Source organism: Salinispora cortesiana (assembly GCF_000484695.1).
Classification (GTDB): domain Bacteria; phylum Actinomycetota; class Actinomycetes; order Mycobacteriales; family Micromonosporaceae; genus Micromonospora; species Micromonospora cortesiana.
Window position 1 is genome coordinate 1 of sequence record NZ_AXVR01000046.1, and the last position, 19,172, is coordinate 19,172.

Annotated in this window: 17 protein-coding genes; 11 read left to right on the forward strand and 6 right to left on the reverse strand. The window is 66.4% G+C overall.

Annotation, left to right across the window (positions count from 1 at the left end; translation table 11 throughout):
• The 3 genes from K228_RS30210 to hemG all read left to right on the forward strand — a co-directional run.
• Positions 1-147, forward strand: a 147-nt coding sequence (locus tag K228_RS30210; protein WP_188116217.1) for an aromatic-ring hydroxylase C-terminal domain-containing protein, incomplete at its 5' end; no start/stop codon positions are given.
• Between the two features lie 51 nt (positions 148-198).
• Positions 199-1,305, forward strand: coding sequence for a ParB/RepB/Spo0J family partition protein (locus tag K228_RS0118345; protein ID WP_025619752.1), 1,107 nt, complete (start codon positions 199-201; stop codon positions 1,303-1,305).
• Complete coding sequence (gene hemG / locus K228_RS0118350) at positions 1,254-2,882, forward strand: protoporphyrinogen oxidase (protein ID WP_245603510.1); 1,629 nt, start codon at positions 1,254-1,256, stop codon at positions 2,880-2,882. The genes K228_RS0118345 and hemG overlap by 52 nt, the downstream gene beginning before the upstream one ends.
• Positions 2,883-2,991: 109 nt before the next feature.
• On the opposite strand, the gene K228_RS0118355 is transcribed toward hemG, so the two are convergent.
• Entirely contained in the window at positions 2,992-4,764 is a 1,773-nt protein-coding gene (locus tag K228_RS0118355) for an FAD-dependent monooxygenase (RefSeq protein ID WP_025619754.1), read from the reverse strand.
• A 469-nt stretch (positions 4,765-5,233) separates the two neighbouring features.
• Here K228_RS0118355 and K228_RS0118360 point away from each other — a divergent pair, with 469 nt between their 5' ends.
• Genes K228_RS0118360 through K228_RS0118370 form a run of 3 tightly spaced genes read left to right on the forward strand, consistent with a single transcriptional unit; the run spans position 5,234 to position 7,143 of the window.
• On the forward strand, positions 5,234-6,061 hold the full coding sequence (locus K228_RS0118360) for a gamma-glutamyl-gamma-aminobutyrate hydrolase family protein (RefSeq protein ID WP_025619755.1): 828 nt from the start codon (positions 5,234-5,236) through the stop codon (positions 6,059-6,061).
• On the forward strand, positions 5,991-6,437 hold the full coding sequence (locus K228_RS0118365; protein ID WP_029723741.1) for a carboxymuconolactone decarboxylase family protein: 447 nt from the start codon (positions 5,991-5,993) through the stop codon (positions 6,435-6,437). The genes K228_RS0118360 and K228_RS0118365 overlap by 71 nt, the downstream gene beginning before the upstream one ends.
• 40 nt (positions 6,438-6,477) lie before the next feature.
• On the forward strand, positions 6,478-7,143 hold the full coding sequence (locus K228_RS0118370) for a sulfotransferase family protein (RefSeq protein ID WP_025619757.1): 666 nt from the start codon (positions 6,478-6,480) through the stop codon (positions 7,141-7,143).
• Between the two features lie 92 nt (positions 7,144-7,235).
• Here K228_RS0118370 and K228_RS0118375 read toward each other — a convergent pair whose 3' ends face one another.
• Both K228_RS0118375 and K228_RS0118380 read right to left on the reverse strand, forming a co-directional pair.
• Positions 7,236-8,630, reverse strand: coding sequence for an NDP-hexose 2,3-dehydratase family protein (locus K228_RS0118375; protein WP_025619758.1), 1,395 nt, complete (start codon positions 8,628-8,630; stop codon positions 7,236-7,238).
• Between the two features lie 357 nt (positions 8,631-8,987).
• Positions 8,988-9,800 carry a helix-turn-helix transcriptional regulator gene (locus K228_RS0118380; RefSeq protein ID WP_025619759.1) on the reverse strand — a complete coding sequence of 271 codons (813 nt, stop codon included), beginning with the start codon at positions 9,798-9,800 and terminating at the stop codon, positions 8,988-8,990.
• Positions 9,801-10,540: 740 nt separating this feature from the next.
• On the opposite strand from K228_RS0118380, the gene K228_RS0118385 reads away from it, so the two are divergent.
• The 5 genes from K228_RS0118385 to K228_RS0118405 all read left to right on the forward strand — a co-directional run bounded on the left by K228_RS0118385 (position 10,541) and on the right by K228_RS0118405 (position 14,812).
• Positions 10,541-11,377, forward strand: coding sequence for an AfsR/SARP family transcriptional regulator (locus K228_RS0118385; protein WP_025619760.1), 837 nt, complete (start codon positions 10,541-10,543; stop codon positions 11,375-11,377).
• Between the two features lie 246 nt (positions 11,378-11,623).
• Positions 11,624-12,400 (forward strand): alpha/beta fold hydrolase, encoded by a 777-nt coding sequence (locus tag K228_RS0118390; RefSeq protein ID WP_025619761.1) that lies wholly within the window; start codon positions 11,624-11,626, stop codon positions 12,398-12,400.
• Positions 12,401-12,535: 135 nt separating this feature from the next.
• Positions 12,536-13,060: a VOC family protein gene (locus tag K228_RS0118395; RefSeq protein WP_033777081.1), complete on the forward strand. Its 525-nt coding sequence runs from the start codon at positions 12,536-12,538 to the stop codon at positions 13,058-13,060.
• The gene (locus tag K228_RS0118400) at positions 13,035-13,985 is read left to right on the forward strand and encodes an ABC transporter ATP-binding protein (RefSeq protein WP_025619763.1); all 951 of its coding nucleotides are present in this window, start codon (positions 13,035-13,037) and stop codon (positions 13,983-13,985) included. The genes K228_RS0118395 and K228_RS0118400 overlap by 26 nt, the downstream gene beginning before the upstream one ends.
• Entirely contained in the window at positions 13,982-14,812 is an 831-nt protein-coding gene (locus K228_RS0118405; protein WP_025619764.1) for an ABC transporter permease, read from the forward strand. The genes K228_RS0118400 and K228_RS0118405 overlap by 4 nt, the downstream gene beginning before the upstream one ends.
• A 109-nt stretch (positions 14,813-14,921) precedes the next feature.
• On the opposite strand, the gene K228_RS0118410 is transcribed toward K228_RS0118405, so the two are convergent.
• The 3 genes from K228_RS0118410 to gad all read right to left on the reverse strand — a co-directional run bounded on the left by K228_RS0118410 (position 14,922) and on the right by gad (position 18,904).
• Positions 14,922-15,404, reverse strand: a complete 483-nt coding sequence (locus tag K228_RS0118410; RefSeq protein WP_025619765.1) for an iron chaperone — start codon at positions 15,402-15,404, stop codon at positions 14,922-14,924.
• Between the two features lie 220 nt (positions 15,405-15,624).
• Positions 15,625-17,199 (reverse strand): DHA2 family efflux MFS transporter permease subunit, encoded by a 1,575-nt coding sequence (locus K228_RS0118415; RefSeq protein WP_025619766.1) that lies wholly within the window; start codon positions 17,197-17,199, stop codon positions 15,625-15,627.
• A 307-nt stretch (positions 17,200-17,506) separates the two neighbouring features.
• Positions 17,507-18,904 carry a glutamate decarboxylase gene (gad, locus tag K228_RS0118420; protein WP_025619767.1) on the reverse strand — a complete coding sequence of 466 codons (1,398 nt, stop codon included), beginning with the start codon at positions 18,902-18,904 and terminating at the stop codon, positions 17,507-17,509.
• Positions 18,905-19,172 lie beyond the last annotated feature (268 nt).

Genomic DNA, 19,172 nt, shown 5'->3' on the forward strand with positions numbered 1-19,172 from the left:
CCCGACGGCTACCTCGCCTGGACCGCACCCGGCAGCACCCACGACCTCACCCACGCCCTCACCCGCTGGTTCGGCACCCCCCAGAACGGAACAGCACCGAGCGGGCCGGCGCCGGCCGCCGGTCCACCCCGTCTCGACTACGGCTAAAGACGCCCCTGCCACCCTCGGCCCAAACGGCAACCGAGGAGGGCGTACCGGATGTCTCGTCACCACGGGCAAGCTGCGCTGGCCGCGGAAGGCTTCAGGCTCGCCAGGGCGGGCAGCGACGAATCGACGGGTAGCGACGATTTCGACCTGAAAAGCTTCGAACGACTGCCGGCCCGAGACGTTCCCCTGGACGCACTGTCGCCCAGCCTGCGGCTACGGCAGGGTGGCACGAGCGGAGCCCACGTCCAGCTTCTCGTGGAGGCGGGCGGCACCACGCAGCTACCGCCGCTGCTCGTTCAGGAGGAGGGCTGGCGGGTGATCGACGGGCTACACCGGCTCGAGGCCGCCCGGATCCGCGGCGACCACGTCATCCCCGCACGCTTCCTGGACTGCACCGACGCCGAGGCGCTCATCCTGGCGATGCAGGCAAACATCGCTCATGGGCTACCGCTGTCCCGACCCGACCGGCTCTCCGGCGCCAACCGGGTGCTATCGGAGTATCCGGACTGGTCCGACCGGGCCCTCGCCGCCATCACCGGATTGAGCGCGAAGACGATCGCATCGTTGCGTACCCGGTCGACGGGGGCAGCCGAAGCCGGCGGCAAGCGGATCGGTCGGGACGGAAGGCGTCGTCCGGTCACCGCGGTGGAGGGCCGGCGTCGCGCCGCCGCCTACCTCAACGCCCACCCGAACGCCCCGCTGCGGCAGGTCGCCCGAGAGGCCGACGTGTCGCTGGGCACCGTCCATGATGTGAGCGCTCGGCTGCGCCGGGGCATCAGTCCGGAGCGCACCGGGCACCGTCTTCCCCCGGTCGAGCCGCCGGCGGGACCAGACCGGCGGGCCGCGGTGCCCACCCCCACGCTGCCGGCCCCCCGGGGTGGTGCCCTACGGCGCCCGGGACGCACGACCACTCCGCTGACCTGGGCCGGGGTGGCAAACAAACTGGCTACCGATCCATCCATCCGGTACACCGAAGGCGGCCGTGCGTTCATTCGGTGGATGGCGTGGCACGCCGGTGCCCCACATCGCTGGCGGGAGGTAGCCGGCTCCATCCCGCCGCACTGGCTTAGCGTGATCGCCCCACTCGCGGACAGCATCAGCGAGGAGTGGAGCCTCTTCGCCGAACAACTCAAGCGCAAGCAGGAGGACGGAGCGTAGCGCCACCCGCCGACCACCACCCCCTGCCCGGGTCAACTCCTACTCGACCGGAATTCGCGGGAGCACGGCGAGACTGCTACGACATCGCAGCCCACGAAAGAGCAGGCGACATGGTGGACAACGAACAGGATCGGGCAGGTACGGCGCCCCACGTGGTCATCGTCGGCGGCGGCATCACGGGGGTGACAGCGGCGTTCTACCTCCGGAACGAGCCGGTACGAATCACTCTCCTCGAGGCAACACCGCGGCTCGGCGGGAAGCTGTCCGCATCAGAGGTGGCGGGCGTCCTCGTTGACGAGGGGGCGGAAGGGCTGTATGCCCGACGGCCCAGGACCACCCGATTGATCAACGCGGCCGGTCTCGGCGATCAGCTCGCCCTGGCCGGCGCCACCACGACCGCGATCTGGAGCAGGGGTGCGCTCCGGCCCCTGCCCACCAGCCAGTTCATGGGCATCCCTGCGGACCTGGACGCCCTCGCCGAGTCCGGCATCCTCTCGCCGGACGGGGTGGCCGCGGCCCGCCGTGACCTTGAGCTGCCACCGACCGAACGGGACGGCGACGTCTCCGTTGCGGCCTACGTCTCGCAACGGCTCGGCCAGGAGCTACTGGACCGCCTCGTTGACCCGTTCCTCAGCGACGTCTGCGCCGGCCGCTCCGACCAGCTCTCCTTCGAGGCCATGCTGGCCCCGCTGGCGAACGCGGCTCGCAGATACCCGTCGCTAGTCCGGGCGGCGGGCTCGCTGATCCCCCCGCCGCCACCGGACGGGCAGGAGCCGCCGACCGGGATCGGTACCCTGACCGGCGGGCTCGGCAACCTACCCCAGGTGTTGGTCGACGCAGTTCTCGCCGACTCACCCGACGCGCAGATACGAACCGGGGCCGAGGTCACCGGCCTGGCTCCGGAGCAGCAGGGGTGGCGGTTGACCGTCAACGCCGACGCCGGGACAGAACACCTCACCGCGGACGCGGTGATTGTCGCCGTCCCTGCCGGACCCGCGGGGCGGCTGCTGGCTGGCGTACCTGGAGTGGCTTCGGCCGCCGCCGAACTCGGGCAGCTCCCGTACGCCAGTGTCGGCATCATCACGCTGGCCTATCCCCGCACGGCATTCGCCGGTGGGCTCGCCGCGCGCGGGCTCTGCGGCTACCGCGTTCCGGCGGTGGACGGACGGACCGTCAACGAGGTGACCTTCTCGACGGTGAAGTGGCCGCACCTGGCGGGTGCGGTGGAGATCCTGCGCTGCTCGGTCGGGCAGGTCGGCGACGAGGCAGCGCTGCACCGCGACGACGCCGACCTCGTCCGGCTGGTCACCGCCGAGGTCGCCGCGGCTACCGGGGCGGTCGGTGCCCCGATAGCGACGCGGGTCACCCGCTGGGCGAGCGCGCTGCCCCAGTACACGGTCGGCCACCTGGATCGGGTGAACCGGATCCGGACGGCGGTGGGTGGCGTGCCGCGGCTCGCCGTCTGCGGCGCCGCGTACGAGGGAGTGGGGGTCGGCACGTGTATCGCCGATGCGCACAAAGCCGTTGACCAGGTGCTCGTGGGACTGGCCGGAAAGACCGTCGCCACCTTGACCTGAGGGATGGCCCCCTCCTCGCCCACCCCACCCGGGAAACCGCCGGGGAAGTATCCCACGCCCGCCCGGGCTGGCTGGCCGGGCGGGCGCGAGGTAGGCGCAGGTGCCGGGATCAGGTTCGTGTTGGCCGCGCGCTCTCCAGGATGCGGCCGAGGGCTGCGGCCAGCTCACCGGTCGGGTTCGCGCCAGCGCCCCTGCTGCGCCACCCCACGTGATTGTCGGGGCGGACCAGGATGGCGCCCTCGTCGGTGACTTCCCGGACCCGTGGCCACCGGTCGTCGGCGGGCACGAACTCCGCATCGACCCCGATGGCGATGGTGCTGATGGGGACCGAGAGCTTCTCCGCCACCGCCGCTGCCGCCGCCCGCCATCGCTCCGCCTTCGGGCCGATGATCAGCACGAAGCTACCGGCGGAGCCGGTCAGGTCGTGGGTGGACAGCATCCGGCCGGCACGTTTGATCCAGGCGTGCGGCAGCAGATGCCCGGGCCGGGTGGTGGGGTGGTAGACGTCGCGCAGCGGCTCCCGCGGTGGCGGCGGGCTACCGTCGGGGACGACCGCACCCTGCTCGTACGCGAAGCCCAGCTCGACGTCGTGTGCCTGACATCCACCCCGGTGGGTGGCGAACAGCTCGGCGGCCCGGGCCCGCGCCGCCGCGGCGATCGGGGATGGGTCGATGAACGCCGCGAACGCTCGCTCCCGACGCTGCGGCGCGGTGTGCTGACCGACCCCGACGGCCTCGAGGATCGCGTGGTGGTGCAGGGCCGCGGAGACCGCCCAGTCGACGTTGTGCCGACCGATCGGGTGCCGCTCGGCCTGGTACGTGTCGAGCAGACTGTCGGGGGCGCGGCCGGCGAGTACCGCGGCGAGCTTCCACGCGAGGTTGTGTGCGTCCTGAATCCCGGTGTTCAGTCCCAGCCCGACGGTGGGGGGCTGTCGGTGGGCGGCATCACCGGCAAGCAGCACTCGACCGACCCGGTACTGGTCGGCGACCAGGGACTCCACCGACCAGTTCGTGACCTGGCGCAGCGTGAGCTCCAGGCCGGGCAGCCCGAGGACCTCACGGATCTTGGAGACGATGCTCTCCGCGGGGTAGCGCTGCGGGTCACCCGGCGGAAAGTGCAGGACCCATTCCTCGCAGTGTTTGCCCCAGGTGGGGCCCATCTCGATGAGGTTACTGGATAAGTCGGGGTCGTGCGGATTGAGGAAGTGAGTGAGCAGGGTGCCCTCGCGCCACCAGGGCGACAGGTCTGCGGTGAAGTAGGCGGTGGTGACCTCGAGAAACCCCGGAAGGCCCAGCATCTGTACGCCGAGCGCCGCGCCGACTGTGCGGCCGCCGTCAGCCGCGATGAGGTAACGGGCCGCCACCGTGGTGACCTCGCCGGTATCGACCGCTCGGACCTGGGCTACCACCCGGTCGCCTTCCTCGGCGAAGCTGACCAGTTCATGACCGAACCGGATCTCTCCCGGGTTGCGCCGCTCGGCGTGTTGCCGCAGGATCGGCTCCAACCGGACCTGGGGTAGCTTGACCGGTAGTACCGGCCCAGCCGCCTCATAGGTCTCCCGCAACGCGCCGCCGCCGAACGCGTCCATCTCCTGAATGACCAGACCGTCGAGGGGGCCTCCCCCGCCGAGCGAGGTCAGCCAGCGCAGCTTGCCGAATTCCTCCAGGCACGCCCCCTGCTGGACCACCTCAGCATCGAGCTCATGCTGGCGGAAGATGCCCATCGTCCGCTGGTTGAGATAGTGCGCCTTCGGCATTCTCGACGTACCCGGGTGCCGCTCCACCAACAGGTGGCGTACACCGTGGTCGGACAGAAAGACGGAGGCAGCCAGGCCGCATCCACCGCCGCCCACGACAAGAACCGGAACCTCTATCGTTGCCATAGTCGTCCTTCCGAATGGTGACCGCCCTGCTGGACGGGTACGTGGCCAGGCACGCGGCCTCGCCGACCCGCGGTTGTCGACCGCCGTGTGAGGAGGGAATCGACAATCGGGCCGGCCGCTCGCAGTCTGCCGAGATCCTCTGCAGTCCTGGTCAAGGACGAATTGATTCAACAACGCTGTCGCCGGCCGAAACAGCGAACAATGGTTGGCGGTTTCGACTGCGTTTCGCCGGCGGTTGAACGAAGACTCCGCCATACCACCAACCGCTTTCCGGGCGAGTAGCCGATCGCCGCACACCCGACCGTTGCCATTGGTCAGAGCACCGTTATAGGTTCACCCGGTGGTCGTCGAATGATCCGACGCGTACGGAATCGACCACACCACCCTTGCTGCATTTCAACTGTCCTGCCACCGATCTGTGGGCGGCCTGCCCCCGACGGTGCGACCTCCGAAAAATGGTGGGGTGCACATGAGCTCACTGCGGAACGACTACGCGGCACGGCCAGTGATTGGGGTCTGCGCACGAACTGCTCCGGTGACGGTGCAGGGGCTCGACACGACCGTCAGCCTGGCGCTGCAGGCCCACGTGGACATGCTCGCCACCGCGGGGTGCGCCCCCCTGTTGGTTCCGCTGCTGCCGGGTGCCGAGGAGTTCGTGCCGCAACTCGACGGTCTCCTGCTGCCCGGGGGGCCGGACCTGGACCCGGAGCTGTACGGGCAGCCCCGGCACCCCAGGACCCGATGCGGCAGCCCCGGCGCGGACCGGGTCGAACTGGCCCTGCTCCGGGCAGCACTCGACGCCGACCGGCCCGTCCTAGCCATCTGCCGCGGGATGCAGGTACTCAACGTGTTGTCGGGTGGAACCCTGCACCAGCACCTGCCGGAGGCCGTGAACCACGACGGCCACTGCCCCCAGACCGCGACCTTCACCCTCGGCTCGAACCACCTGCACATCCAGCCCGACAGCCTCGCTGCCGCTGCCTTCGGCGCCGATGTCCCCACCGTCGCCTGCCACCACCACCAGGGCGTCGACCGAGTCGGTGCGGGTCTGACCGTGACCGCCCGGGCCGCGGACGGAGTCGTCGAGGCGATCGAGTCGACCGGGCACGCGTTCGTGCTGGGGGTGCAGTGGGAGGCCGGGCAGTACTCCGACACGCGACTGCACCGTGCGCTCGCCGACGCCGCCGGACGTGCGAGACAACGTCCCCTAACCCCGGGAGAATCTGATGGCATCGCGGATGAACAACCCGTCTCTGGTCGTACCCGACGCGCTGCCGCCCCTACTCGAGCTCGGTAAAGTGATCAACCAGGTCGGCGTGCCGGTCCGGACACTCGACCTGGTACGGATGCGGGTCAGCCAGCTCAATGGCCGAGTCTGGATCCTGCCGGCTGATCCGGAGGCCGCAGCGCGGATCGACAATCGCTTGCCCATCGTGGCTTCCTGGCGCGAGGCCGACTGTTTCACCGATGACGAGCGGGCGGCGCTGGCGCTCGCCGAGGCCGCCACCCGCCTCAGTGACCGGGCGGATCCGGTGCCGGATGCGGTCTGGGACGAGGCTGCCCGGCACTATACCGAGCCAGAGCTCAGCGCATTGATCATGCATGTCGGGCTGGTAGGTCTCTGGAATTGCATCAACATATCCACTCGCCAGGACCCAGGGGACTGGCGCTGACTACGGGCCAATCCGACACCGACACCGACAGGAGGTTCACATGTTACGGCTCATCAACACTGGCTTGGGCCGGACTGGCACCACGTCGCTGAAGCTCGCGCTGGAGCGCCTCGGCTACGGACCCTGCTATCACATGTTCGACATCGTCAACGACTCGGACCGGCTCCAGCAGTGGGAAAGGGTCGTCTGCGACGGACAGCGGCCCGACTGGGAGGAACTGTTCAACGGCTTCGTCTCCGCGGTGGACGGACCCAGCGCCGTTTACCACAAGGAAATCACTCAGGCATTCCCGGAGGCGAAGGTGATCCTGACCATTCGGGACAGCGAGGAATGGTACCGAAGCACATACGACACGCTGTACCAATTCGCGATACGGAACCGCGACAATCCACCGGAACCCGGCTCTGTGCCGGCCCGGATATACCGATTCGTCAACACCATGGTCTGGGATGGTCTCTTCGGTGGACGATTCGCCGACAAGGCTCACGCCATCAGCGTCTTTCGCCGGCACAACGAGGAGGTTGTCAACTCCGTCGCCCCTGACAACCTGCTCACCTATGACGTGCGGCAGGGATGGGCGCCACTGTGCGCATTCCTCGGGGTCACGATACCGGCGGAGGACTTCCCACACGCCAACGACGGCGAGTCGATGCGCCGGGTCATCCGAGAAGTCGGCGGCGGGGCTGCTGGTACCGCGACCAGCTGAGCCGTTCGGCGAGTGTGGCAGGCGCCCGGATCAGGCCGAGGGGCACCACCGCAGCAGTGTGCGGGCCGCGGCATCGCGGCCCGCACCGAACCTCACCATGAGTCCTGGCCGATATCGGCAGCCCGGGTCTGCAGGATCGCCAACAAGGTCCGGGCCTGGACGTTGACGTAGCGGCTGTGCCCGGCCAGCCAGCTGAGCTGGCCCGGAGTGATCCAGTGGTAGCCGGGCGGCGCCTCGGTCGGCGTCGCCGCCTCGTCGGTGGCGACCACGAGGTAACGGCTCTCGGCATTACGGAAGCGACCGCCCTCCTCGGAATGTGTCGCCGCGTACCGGACCCACTCCGGAGGCGGATCCCGCATCAGGTCAAGAAACGGGGGACGCTGCGCCGCAGCCACTCGGGTGTAGCTCGCTGGGACACACTGCACGGTCGGCGCCAGCTCCGCGGTGTCGAGGAAGCCCCCCTCCACCCGGGCGTGCACGAGAACGTGCGGTACCCCGGCGAAAGTCCGGTACGCAAAACCCACAATGCCCGGGGCCACCGGCTCGATCAGCGGCTGGCTCCAGCTCGAAACCTCTCGGTTCGCACCCTCAACAGTGACCGCTAACACCCGGAAGTGCCGCTGATCCGGACGGTAGATGCTGTGCTCGTCGCGGCACCAGCCGGCTACCTGCGCCAGCGGCATACGGTGGGCCCACACCTCGTTGCTGGCCCGTTGACCGGTGAACCAGGAAGCCACCTCGGTGTCGGAGCAGATGGCGCCGTGCTCGGGATACGCCAGCGGTGCGCTCGCGAGCACTGTTCGCGAGTCCATGTTGACCACATTGTCCTGCTGGAGAAGCCAACCAAGCTGACCGAGCGTGAGCCAGCGGAAGCGCTCGTCAGCCGGTACCTCACCCGTTACCTCGACGATCATGTTGCGGTTGCGCTTGCGGTAGAACCAGGCGCCGTGCTCGGACTGCAGGACATCGGTGAGCACCCGGCCTGGGGATGGATCAAGAAAGTGCTCCAGATACTTCACCGCCGTCCCGCCGTGCGCCTTCGTGTAGTTACTCCGGGTGGCCTGCACGGTGGGCGACAGCTGCACCAGGTTGGGGTTACCCGGCTCCGCCTTCGCCTGCATGAGGAAGTGCAGCGTTCCGCCGAACTCCTTCGCCAGGATCCCGAGGATGCCGATCTCCCGTTGCACGATAATCGGCTGTTGCCACTCGGTACCCACATCCGGTCGGACGACGTGCAGACCCTCCACCGTGAAGAACCGTCCACTGCGGTGTCGCAGGTTCCCGGTTTCCGCCCGGAACGACCAGCCATCTAACTCCGCGAACGGGACCCGCCGCACCCGGGTGCGGCACGCTACCCGCTCGGCGGCGAGCCAGCCCAGCACGTCAGAGGTCGCGATCCCGGCGCCCTCGGTAGTGGCTGCCGAACGTGCGAGCCGCTCGGTAAGTGCGGTGCCGCAACGCGGTTGAAGCAGTACGGCTGAGGTCACGGTCGATCACCACTTCCTGAGTGTGTGAACCGTTGGGGGGGGGCACCGGGAGCAGCGCTCGCCGCTCGGTTGGCGTCAGTCCGAAGCGCCCCGGCGCCGGTCCCGCCATGGTGCTCAGGGACCGCGCCGACGGGCATCCTCGACGTTGCCCCGGCCAGGGTCCCGCTGCCGCATCTGATCAGTTTCCTCGGGCTACATTCGGGACAGCCGACTGACCGGGGCGTTCAACCGCATTGGTGACGTCAGTCGAACAGGCCGCGCGGCCGGAGGCGAACCCACAGGTCCGGGCAGCGTTCGTGCCAGCCCGTCAGTGCCGGTCTGCGGGGTGGGTCCGCGGAACGCACGAAGCTGGCTACGTCACGCGGATGAAGGACGGCCGGACCGGCACTTCGGTGTCTGCCGCGCCGTGGTGGCCGGGCACCCGCCGACTGCCGGGGCGGGTCGGGGCGTGAGTTCCGGTAGCGCGAGCAGCACAGGTGGGTCGATCGCCCGCCGCCGGCGCAGGCGGACCGCGGCACTGGTCACACCCTCCGCGTCGACCGTCACCAAGGGGTGCATACCGATCAGGGCGGTGCGACGGCGGGCTTCGGTGCTGACCCCATCGGCCACCGCCACCGCGTGCACGAACCAGGTGCCGTCGGGTACGTACGGCAGGTGGTAACAGGTTGGACGGCCGCCCGGCACGTCAACGACCATCGACGAGACGGCGTGGTGCTGCACGATCCGGGTCGGGAACGCGCCCAGATACACCTGGGCGTTACCGTGCCCTTCCGGCAGGCTGATCGTCCCGGCGATCGCCCCAGAGCCGGCGCGGGTAGCCGGCGACAGGCCGGGCAACTCGGTCGCACCGGTGGGCGAAAGACGACGGAAGCGGCCGGGTGAGACCCCGACACTGGATGTGAAGCAATTACTGAAGGAGCCGAGACTGCTGTACCCCACCAGCACAGAAACATCCGTTATCCGCAGTGGGGTCTCGAGGAGAAGACGCTTGGCCTGGTAAATCCGAATAGCGGCCAGGAACCGACCGGGAGTTATCCCGGTTATATCGCGAAAAAGCCGGGCAAAATAGAACCGACTAAGCCCAGCGCTCTCTGCGATCTCAGTCAACGTCAGCGGCCTGTCGTAACGCTCCCAGAGATACTCGATTGCCCGTTCGACTGCACTGTCCATGCGCACCTCACTGCATCGTCGCAACCATCAGGGTGACCGACCTCCGTCGGGATCAACTCAAGCAGCACTGGGGACCGGGCCCGAGCCGGCAATCACCGACAGCGAAAGGGGCGTAGCAATTTGTTGCTGGCAACACGCCGGCAGGATTCATCGCAGCATCAACGACCGCAACTGGCCACAGCCGACGCGCTCCGTTCCAGACAGGTGCGACACCCAAGTAGCCGGAAAGCATGATTCAAGGCGTTAAAGACATGTTTACATCGGCTACGCCATGGGCACCCAGAACGTCAGCTGACCAGAAACCGGCAACCACCTCCCACTTTGAACCGCTACCCGAAAACGACAACCAGCCCTACCGACAGGTAGCCCAACCGCTCAGAAACACGTGACAAAACCGATGAAACCTCCACCGAAACCTACAAATACCTTTCTCACCTGGAACCGACATTTCTACCTTGTGAGCACCGAGTTAATCACCAGTTCCCTGGATCGCTGGATCATGGCACAATATTACGCAATTACTGCGGCACCCAGTGACTGGATCGATGGGGGGAGAAAATAGAATACCTGGCCGCGCCCACCTGTCGCGCCCCTGAAAATCATTTTCCAAGCCCGGTACGCGCATGCCACCGGACTCGCTTCATCAAACAATTCGGCTCCATTTATGTGTCAACCCAAGCCTGCCGCCAGGCCAACACAAAAGGCTTGACGTTGATAATCCGTTACACGGAGGAGATCGGGTGGAAAGGGACCAGACACTTTTAAGCTTCGGGCTGCTAGGCCCACTCTCGCTCCACTTCGGTCGCACGCCGGTGGAGACCAGCGCGCCCAAACAACGTCAAGTGCTCGCCCTACTCGCACTGAACGTCGGACGCGTCGTCACCGTGCCGACGCTCATCGAGGAACTGTGGGGAGACCGTCCACCACGAAGCCACGCCACAACCCTGCAGACATACATTCTGCAGCTGCGAAACGCACTCGCCACGGCCGGATACGGCAGCCCGGAAGCGCGGCAGATAATCGGCACCCGCCACAACGGCTACCTACTCGAGGGCATCGCCTGTGAAACAGATGTCGAAGATTACAGCCGCCACCTTGCCGCCGGTCGCACCGCGGCCGAGGCGGGCGACCAGCACCGAGCCTCGCAGGAGTTCAGCCGCGCACTCCAGGTCTGGCGCGGTTCAGCCTTGGTCGATGTCCGAATGGGCCCGATCCTGGAGATCGAAGCGGCGTCACTGGAGGAGAGCCGGCTCTGTGCGCTAGAACGCCGGATCGAAACGGACCTGGCCCTGGGGCGGCACTCCGACCTGCTGGCCGAACTGACACTCGTCACCGCGCGGAACCCGATGAACGAAAACCTGTGCGCGCTACGAATGATGGCCATGTACCGTGCCGGTCACGTTGGCCGCTCACTTCAGGCCTACCACCGCCTCCGTTCCATCCTCAACGAAGAGCTCGGCGTCGAACCAGGACCACGCGTACAGCGGCTCCTGGCCGCCATCCTCGCGGGCGATCCGGGGCTGGAGGAGACGTCACCGCTATCGCCCCCCAGCCAATTCACGGTGCGCCATCCCTGACCCCGGCCAGACTGCCAGAAGGGCGCTTTTCTACCCCTTGCGGAGTTCGTCTTTGCCGACCTTGTCCATGCCGGGCAGCCCGGACAGACCTGCCTACCACACAATCGCGTGAACACCGTGACGGAAACAGCGAAAGCTGCCCCACCGGTGTGGAAATCTCGGCGGCCGACCACGCATCGAGGGAGGTCAACGAACCGGCCAGGAATCGAATACGAGCACCGATGCGGAGACACCGAGGAGAATAAGATGCGAAAGGTTGTTTCGCGAGATGGCACCACGATCGCGTACGAGCGGGCCGGCACAGGGCCGCCGATTGTGCTCCTGAACGGCGCGTTTCGCGACCACACGATTTTCGACGCGCTCGTCCCGGAGCTGACAGCGCACTGCACCACCTACGTCTACGACCGCCGAGGACGGGGGCAGAGCGGAGATTCCCCCCGATATGCCATCGAACGCGAAATTGAGGACCTCGCCGTCGTGATCGAGGAGGCGGGTGGCAACGCGGTGGTGTTCGCTGGTTCGTGCGGCGCGAACCTTGCGCTGGAGGCGGCCCTGGCGGGTACAGCGATCACCAAACTGGCCCTACACGAGCCGTACTTCCGGGTCGGCGCCCACCCGCGGCCGCCCCTTGATGCCGCCGACCGGCTGCGCGCGTTGGTCGCTGACGACCAACGCGGCGCGGCTGCGGAGTACTTCCTGAACGTGCTGATGGACCTACCCCCAACGGCAATCGCCCAGTGGCGGCAAGGCCCGCTCTGGGCAACGAACGAAGCGAATGCGCACACGCTCGCCTATGACGCCACTCTTTGTGGGGACTACACGCTCCCGGTCGATCGGCTGGCCGCCCTGCGGACTCCCGCGCTGGTGGTCAACAGCGACGGCACCAGCGACTGGCTGCGTGCCGCGGCCCAGGCGACGGCAGCAGCCCTGCCGAACGGCTCGGGAAGGGAACTTCCCGGCTCCTGGCACCGGATCGAGATGGAGGTGCTTGGCCGGGTCCTGGTCGAGTTCGCCACGACCTGAGACCCACCCACCACCATCGGAAGGAGCAATCGGATGAGCACGCGCGAACCGGAGGCAGCTGACATGCCGGTCAACCACAATTCGTCCCAGGTCCATCAGGAATCAAGAAGCGCCGGTGGGCCCGCCGTTCATAGTATGAAGCACATGGGAGTCAAGGTTGCGCAGCGCTTCGTCGCCGTAGACAACCATGAACGTGCGCTCACCTTCTACCGGGATGTTCTCGGCCTTGAGGTTCACCAAGACCACACATTCGAGGGATTGCGCTGGATTGCCCTTGGTTCGTCCGGGCAGCCCGATGCCGACATCGTTCTGCAGTCCCTGGTCGTCTACCCGGAAACCTCCCCCACCGACCAGCATGCCCTGGCAGAGCTGCTGGCGAAGGGCCTGCTGCCCGGTCTGGTCTTCCGCACCGAGGACTGTGACGCGACCTTCGAGCACCTTCGCGCCGGGGGCGCAACGGTGATCCAAGAGCCGACTGACCAGCCCTGGGGTGTTCGGGACTGCGCATTCCGCGACCCGGCCGGCAACGCGCTGCGATTCTCCCAGTTCCGCCGCCCGGAAAGAGACACCGGCGACGGGGGCGGCTCCGGGGATCCCCCATTTCCCAACCATCGGCCTCTTCAGGACGGAACGGATGATCGAAGCCAAGAACCTGACTAAGCGCTACGGCGACAAGGTCGCCGTGAAGGATCTGTCCTTCACGGTCGGGCCCGGCAAGGTAACCGGGTTCCTCGGCCCCAACGGCGCCGGCAAGTCAACGACCATGCGCCTGATACTCGGTCTCGACCATCCGGATCGCGGCACCGCAACAATCGACGGCAAACGATACCGGGAGCTGACCACCCCGCTCGCCGCGGTCGGCGCGCTCCTGGAGGCCAAAGCCGTGCACCCGGGCCGGACCGCCTACAACCATCTGCTCTGCTTGGCCCAGTCACAGGGCATCAGCAAGAAGCGGATCTACGAGGTACTCGACCTGGTCGGGCTCAGCGAAGTGGCGCACAAGCGGGCCGGCGGCTTCTCCCTCGGCATGGGGCAGCGGCTCGGGCTCGCCGCCGCCCTGCTCGGTGATCCAGCCGTGCTGGTGCTGGACGAACCGGTCAACGGGCTTGATCCGGAGGGCATCCTCTGGATTCGCACCTTCATGCGGCAGCTGGCGGCCGAGGGCCGAACCGTCTTCGTCTCCAGCCACCTGATGAACGAAATGGCAGTGACTGCCGAGCACCTCATTATCATCGGCCGCGGCAGTCTGATCGCGGACTGCCCAACCCAGGAGTTCATCGAGCAGGGCAAGAAGCAGACGGTGCTCGTCCGCAGCCCGAACGCCGGCGAGTTGGCCGCGGCCATCACCCGGGCCGGCGGCGCGGTGACCCGCAACGACGACAACGAGCTGAGCGTTGAGGACATGGACGCGACAAGGATCGGTGAGATCGCCTCGGCCGGTGGACACGTTCTACACGAGGTGGTCCCGCAACGCGGCACGCTGGAGGAGGCGTTCATGGCGCTGACCCGGGAGAGCGTGGAGTACGCCGGCACCGGCTCAACCCGGGAGGCCGACGCCCCGAAGTCCGGAGGGGGTGCCGAATGACCGCGACCGCCGCCCGCCCCACCGCCAGCACGGTGGCCAGCCGCGCCAGCTTCGGTGGCCTGCTGCACTCCGAGTGGACAAAGCTCCGATCGGTCCGTTCGACCGGCTGGTCGCTCGGACTACTCGCGTTGCTGTATCCATCCTTCACCGCGCTACTCGTCGGCTTGACCGTCGCTAACTGGGACCAAACGGCGGCGAGCGACCGCAGCCTGATCGCCAGTGATCCGACGGCTGTCATCCTCGGCAGCGGCTTCCTGATCAGCCAACCAGCCATCTGCGTCCTGGGCGTCATGGTCATCGCGTCGGAGTACTCCACCGGCATGATCCGGGCCAGCCTGCTGGCGAAGCCCCGCCGGCTGTCCATGCTCGCCGCCAAGGGTGCGGTGCTGAGCCTGGTGGTCCTGGCAGTGAGCCTGGTGGCGGCGTTCGTCTCGTTCTTCATCGGCGCGGCGATGCTGAGCGAGAAGGTTGCGGCATCCCTGGGCGACCCCGGTGCCCTGCGGGCGGTGGTGGGTACCGGCCTCTACCTGGCGATGCTCAGCCTGTTCTCCCTCGCTATCGGTGCCATCGTGCGGCGTACCGCGGCCGGGATCACCAGCGTGATCATGTTTGTGCTTGTGCTCGCTCCCCTGGTGCAGCTACTGCCCGGCAAATTCGGCGAGTACGCCCATGCCTACCTGCCGACCGAGGCCGGACTCCTGATCGGCCAGGCCATCCAGCACGAGGGAGATCTTCTCACGCCCTGGCAGGGCTTCGGAGTGTTCGGCCTGTGGACCGCTGCCCTGCTGGTGCTCGCGGCCTTCCTCCTAAACCGCCGAGACGCCTGATCCACCCGCGTCGCCTCGGGCGCTCCCCGTCGCCGGGGAGCGCCCGAGGCCGGACGGATTGGCTGGCGGTGCCAGCGGCCCGACGATGAGCTGGTGGCACCTGAGACAGTCAGCCCAGGGCAGCCCGCAGTAGCTTCTTGATCGTCGCCTCGGCCTTGTCGGTCAACTCGGCCAGGGCGAACGATGTCGCCCACAGGCCGTGCTCCTCGTCGAGCTTCGCCTCTGGAGTGAACCCGAACGTCGAGTACCGTTGCTTGTCTCCCTGCCCGCTGCGGAAGAAGCAGACCACCTTTCCGCTCCGGGCATAGGCAGGCTGGCCGTACCACAGCTTCGGCGCCAGCTCGGGGGCGGTCTCGGTGACGATGGTGTGCAGGCGTTCGGCTATGGCACGGTCTGGCTGCGCCATGTTGCTGATCTTTGCGAGGACGTCTCTCTCGTCGGCTGCCGCCTTGTTCGCGCTCTTGCTACGGCGAGCCTCCGACTTCAACTCCGCCGCCCGGTCCTTGATGGCGGCGCGCTCGACCTCGGAAAGCCCTTTCTCCTGGGAATTTGCCTGCTTGCTTTCCTTGCTGGCTTTCGACGAAACGCTCACGTACGCACTGCTCCTCTTGTCCGTCCGGTGGTCAACGTACTTCTCCAGCTAACCATCTGTAGCGGGCAACGCCTTCTCGATTCCGAACCAATCCATCATCAGCATGGCGCCCACCCTGGACCGCCAGCCGTACGTCCTCCGGCGGAGGCGGAGGCATCACATCGCAAACAGCCCCGTCGACGGTCCGCGGGGCAGGCCAACCCACGAGGTAGGCCACACCCTACCGATCTTGGGGGTCGCGAAAGCGCCGGATGAGAACCACCAGGACGAACAGCGCGACCAGGGCGGCGAGCCCCAAGCTGAACTGCATACCCCGCACGAAGGTCCGGTCTGCGACCGTACGAATCGTCGTCACCTGATCGGAATCGGGATGGTCGATTGGTCGACCGGGCCCTACTATCGCCTCAAAAGCGTTCGGGTTGGTGTCGTCAACGATTTGTTCGACAACAGCAGCCCGCTCGTCACCGTCGGGAATGGTCCTGGACAGGTCACCGTCGAGGGCGACACTGACCCATACCGAAACGATCGTTCCCATCAGGGCGTAGCCGGCGGTTGATCCGAGACCTCGTTGGGTGGCCACGATGCCCGAGGCCATGCCGGCTCGCTCCACCGGCACCGAATTCAACGCCAGCCCCTGCACCGGCGGGATGATCAGGGAGAGACCCGCGCCCAGGAGCAGGAAGCCCAGCACAGTGGCGATGACACTCTGCGCCACCCCGACCACCATGACGGCCAATCCGACAACGAGCAGAACCTGGCCGGCGAGAGCCGGCAGGCGGGGACCACGGCGGGCCGCGATGTAGCCAGCCACCGGGGAGAACACCACCGATGCGAGGGAGGACGGCAGGATAAGCAGCCCCGCCTCCACCGGGGAGTAGAGCCGGACGTTCTGAAAGTACTGGGTGACGATCAACAAGGCACCGTACACCGTGAAGAAGCCAAAGAATATGGCCATGTTTCCCAGCCGGTAGGCGCGGCTGGTGAAGAGCCGAAGATCCATCATCGGTGACTGGGTGCGGAGCTCGCGGACGATGAAGGAAACGAGGCCCACGGCGAAGGCCACGAACGTTACAAGAATGATCGGCGATCCCCAGCCCAGATCATGGCCATCGATGACAGCAAAAGTAAACGCTCCGACTGTGATCACAAACAGCAGCTGCCCGGGCAGGTCGACAACACGACGGGCGGATTCACGTGACTCGGCCACGAACCGAAGGGTGAGCCCGACCGCAAGCACGGCGACCGGAACATTGACGAAGAAGACAACCCGCCAGCTCGCAACCTCGGTCAGGATCCCACCGAGCGGCGGACCGAGCGCCAGCCCGATGTCCGCGACCGCCGCAAAGAGCCCGAGGGCAAGGAAGCGTTGCCGCTTTTGGGGGAAAGTCGCCGAGACCAGGGCCAGCGCGGAGACGGTGATGACGGCCGAAGCCACTCCCTGTATCCCCCGCGCCACCAGCATAACCGTGAAGGTGGAGGTTAGTCCGGCGGTCACCGAGGCCACGATGAAGACCACCACTGCGGTCAGGTACAGTCGCCGCCGCCCGAACCGGTCTGCCACGGTGGCCGCGGGCATGATGGCGACAGCCATTCCCATGCTGTAGGCGGCGACGATCCACTGCAGCCCGGACTCCCCCAAGTCATAGAAGGCCTGAATTCGGGGTAGTGCCACATTCGCTACCAGCACGTCGTGCAGGGTGATGAAGACACCAAGACCAGCAGCGACAATTGTCCACTTCTGGGCCCGCGTCCACGGGCGGTTCTCGCCCGTCTCGGTTTCCGCCCCCGCATCCACAGAATCACGGTAGGCGGATCATCGACGGTCCGCGGGGGATTGGGCGCTTCCGTGCGCCACCAGCCTCACGGGCCCAACGCCGCTGGACACCAAGCCCGAGCTGGTGGAGCCGCCCTCCGCCGTGTGGTGGTCACTCTCACTGCCATCGGTCGCCATCGGTTCGACGCATCGGCTAGGCGCAAGGACCGCGACGACTGAGCATCGCCAGCCCGAGCACACTGACCTTCGCCAGCAGCTAGGCTGGCGCCCCGCCGGCTGAACGAGGCATGGCACTCCCCTAACTGGTCACCATCGTGCTCCCTGGTGATCAATGGTGGAACCCAGATCGCTGGCCAACAGTCGGCATTGGAGCGTTCAATGAGTCAAGGTACGCCATCTCGGCATGGAGATCGGCGACGAAGACCTCGGCAAGGTCACGGCTGAGCCCATTGCGAATAACAATCCGCTGTACGGTGAGTTCCGCCAGATCGTCGGGCAACGAGTAGGTGGGGACCTGCCAGCCCTTCATGCGCAAACGATCGGACAGGTGGTGCAGGTTCCAATTGGTTGTGTATCCCTCACGGAGGCGCCAGGTCAGCGCAGGAATATCACTACCGTCACTCCACAGCTCGAGCTGTGGCATCTTTACCAACTCCTGCGAAAGGTACCGCGCAACGTCATGCATGGCCAGCTGCACCCGCCGGTAGCCCTCCCGACCGAGACGCAGGAAGAGGTAGTATTGCAATAAAACCTGGGCTCCCGGTCGGGTGAAGCTCAAACCGATCGTCGGCGTCTCGCCGCCAAGATAGGTCACGTGGAATAGCAGGTCCTCGGGCAGTACCGTCGGATCTCGCCAGAGCACCCAGCCCAGACCCGGATATGTCAGGCCATACTTGTGGCCGGAAACATTTATTGACGCTACCCGACTTACGCGAAAATCCCAGACAATCTCGGGCTGAGTAAAGGGCGCGACGAATGCACCAGTAGCTCCGTCCACATGAATTGGTATGTCAAACCCCCGCGATGCCTGAATTTCATCCAGCGCCGCCGCGATCCGCTTGACCGGCTCATACATGCCGGTATACGTCACGCCGAAAATCGCCACGACGCCGATCGTATTCTCGTCCACGTATGAACCGAGGTCATGACCGTCGAGGACTCTGTGCTCGTCGGAGATCGGGACAATTCGGGGCTCGACCTCCCAATAGTTGCAAAACTTTTTCCAGCACACCTGAGCCGCACTGGACATCACCAGATTGGGAGAACTGGCCGACTTGCCCGCGCTGCGACGGGCATGTTGCCAACGGCGCTTGAGCGCCAAGCCACCCAACATGCACGCTTCCGAGGAGCCGGTCGTGGACGCACCGATGGAACTCTGCGGATCCGGCGCATGCCAGAGATCTGCCAGCATAACCAAACACCGGCTCTCTATTGCACCAGTCGCCTGATACTCATCTCTGTCGATCAGATTCTTGTCAAACGTCTTGACAAACAGCTTCTCGGCATAACTATCCATCCAGGTTCCAACAAACGTTGCCAAGTTGAGTCGCGCGTTCCCGTCGAGAGCCACCTCGTCGTGCACGATTTGGTACGCGGTTTCTGGCAATGAGCCGGCATCTGGGATCGAGAATCGGGCAAGCTCGGTGGACTCCCCTGGGCGCGCGAACATCGGATTCAGCCCAACTGAGTTCGAATCGACTGAATCCTCTTGGCCCATGCTCGGCATGTCGCTCCTCGGGTTTGCCAGCTACGAAGACTCAGCCGTACACCAAACCCGCGGTTACCACCCGCAGCACAGGCTTCCGTCGGGCACACCCTACGCCGCCATCGTGTCCAGCGCCGGAATTCGCAACAGCTTGCCCCGAGGCTCGGCCCGTCGGCAACGTTCGGTCGACACCAACCCCGCCGGCTCGCTACATCCGGCTCTACCGCACCGCCGTCACGACGAGCCTCCACCGGGCGCGGTCTACCCGCAACGGTCTCGGTGTTTAAAC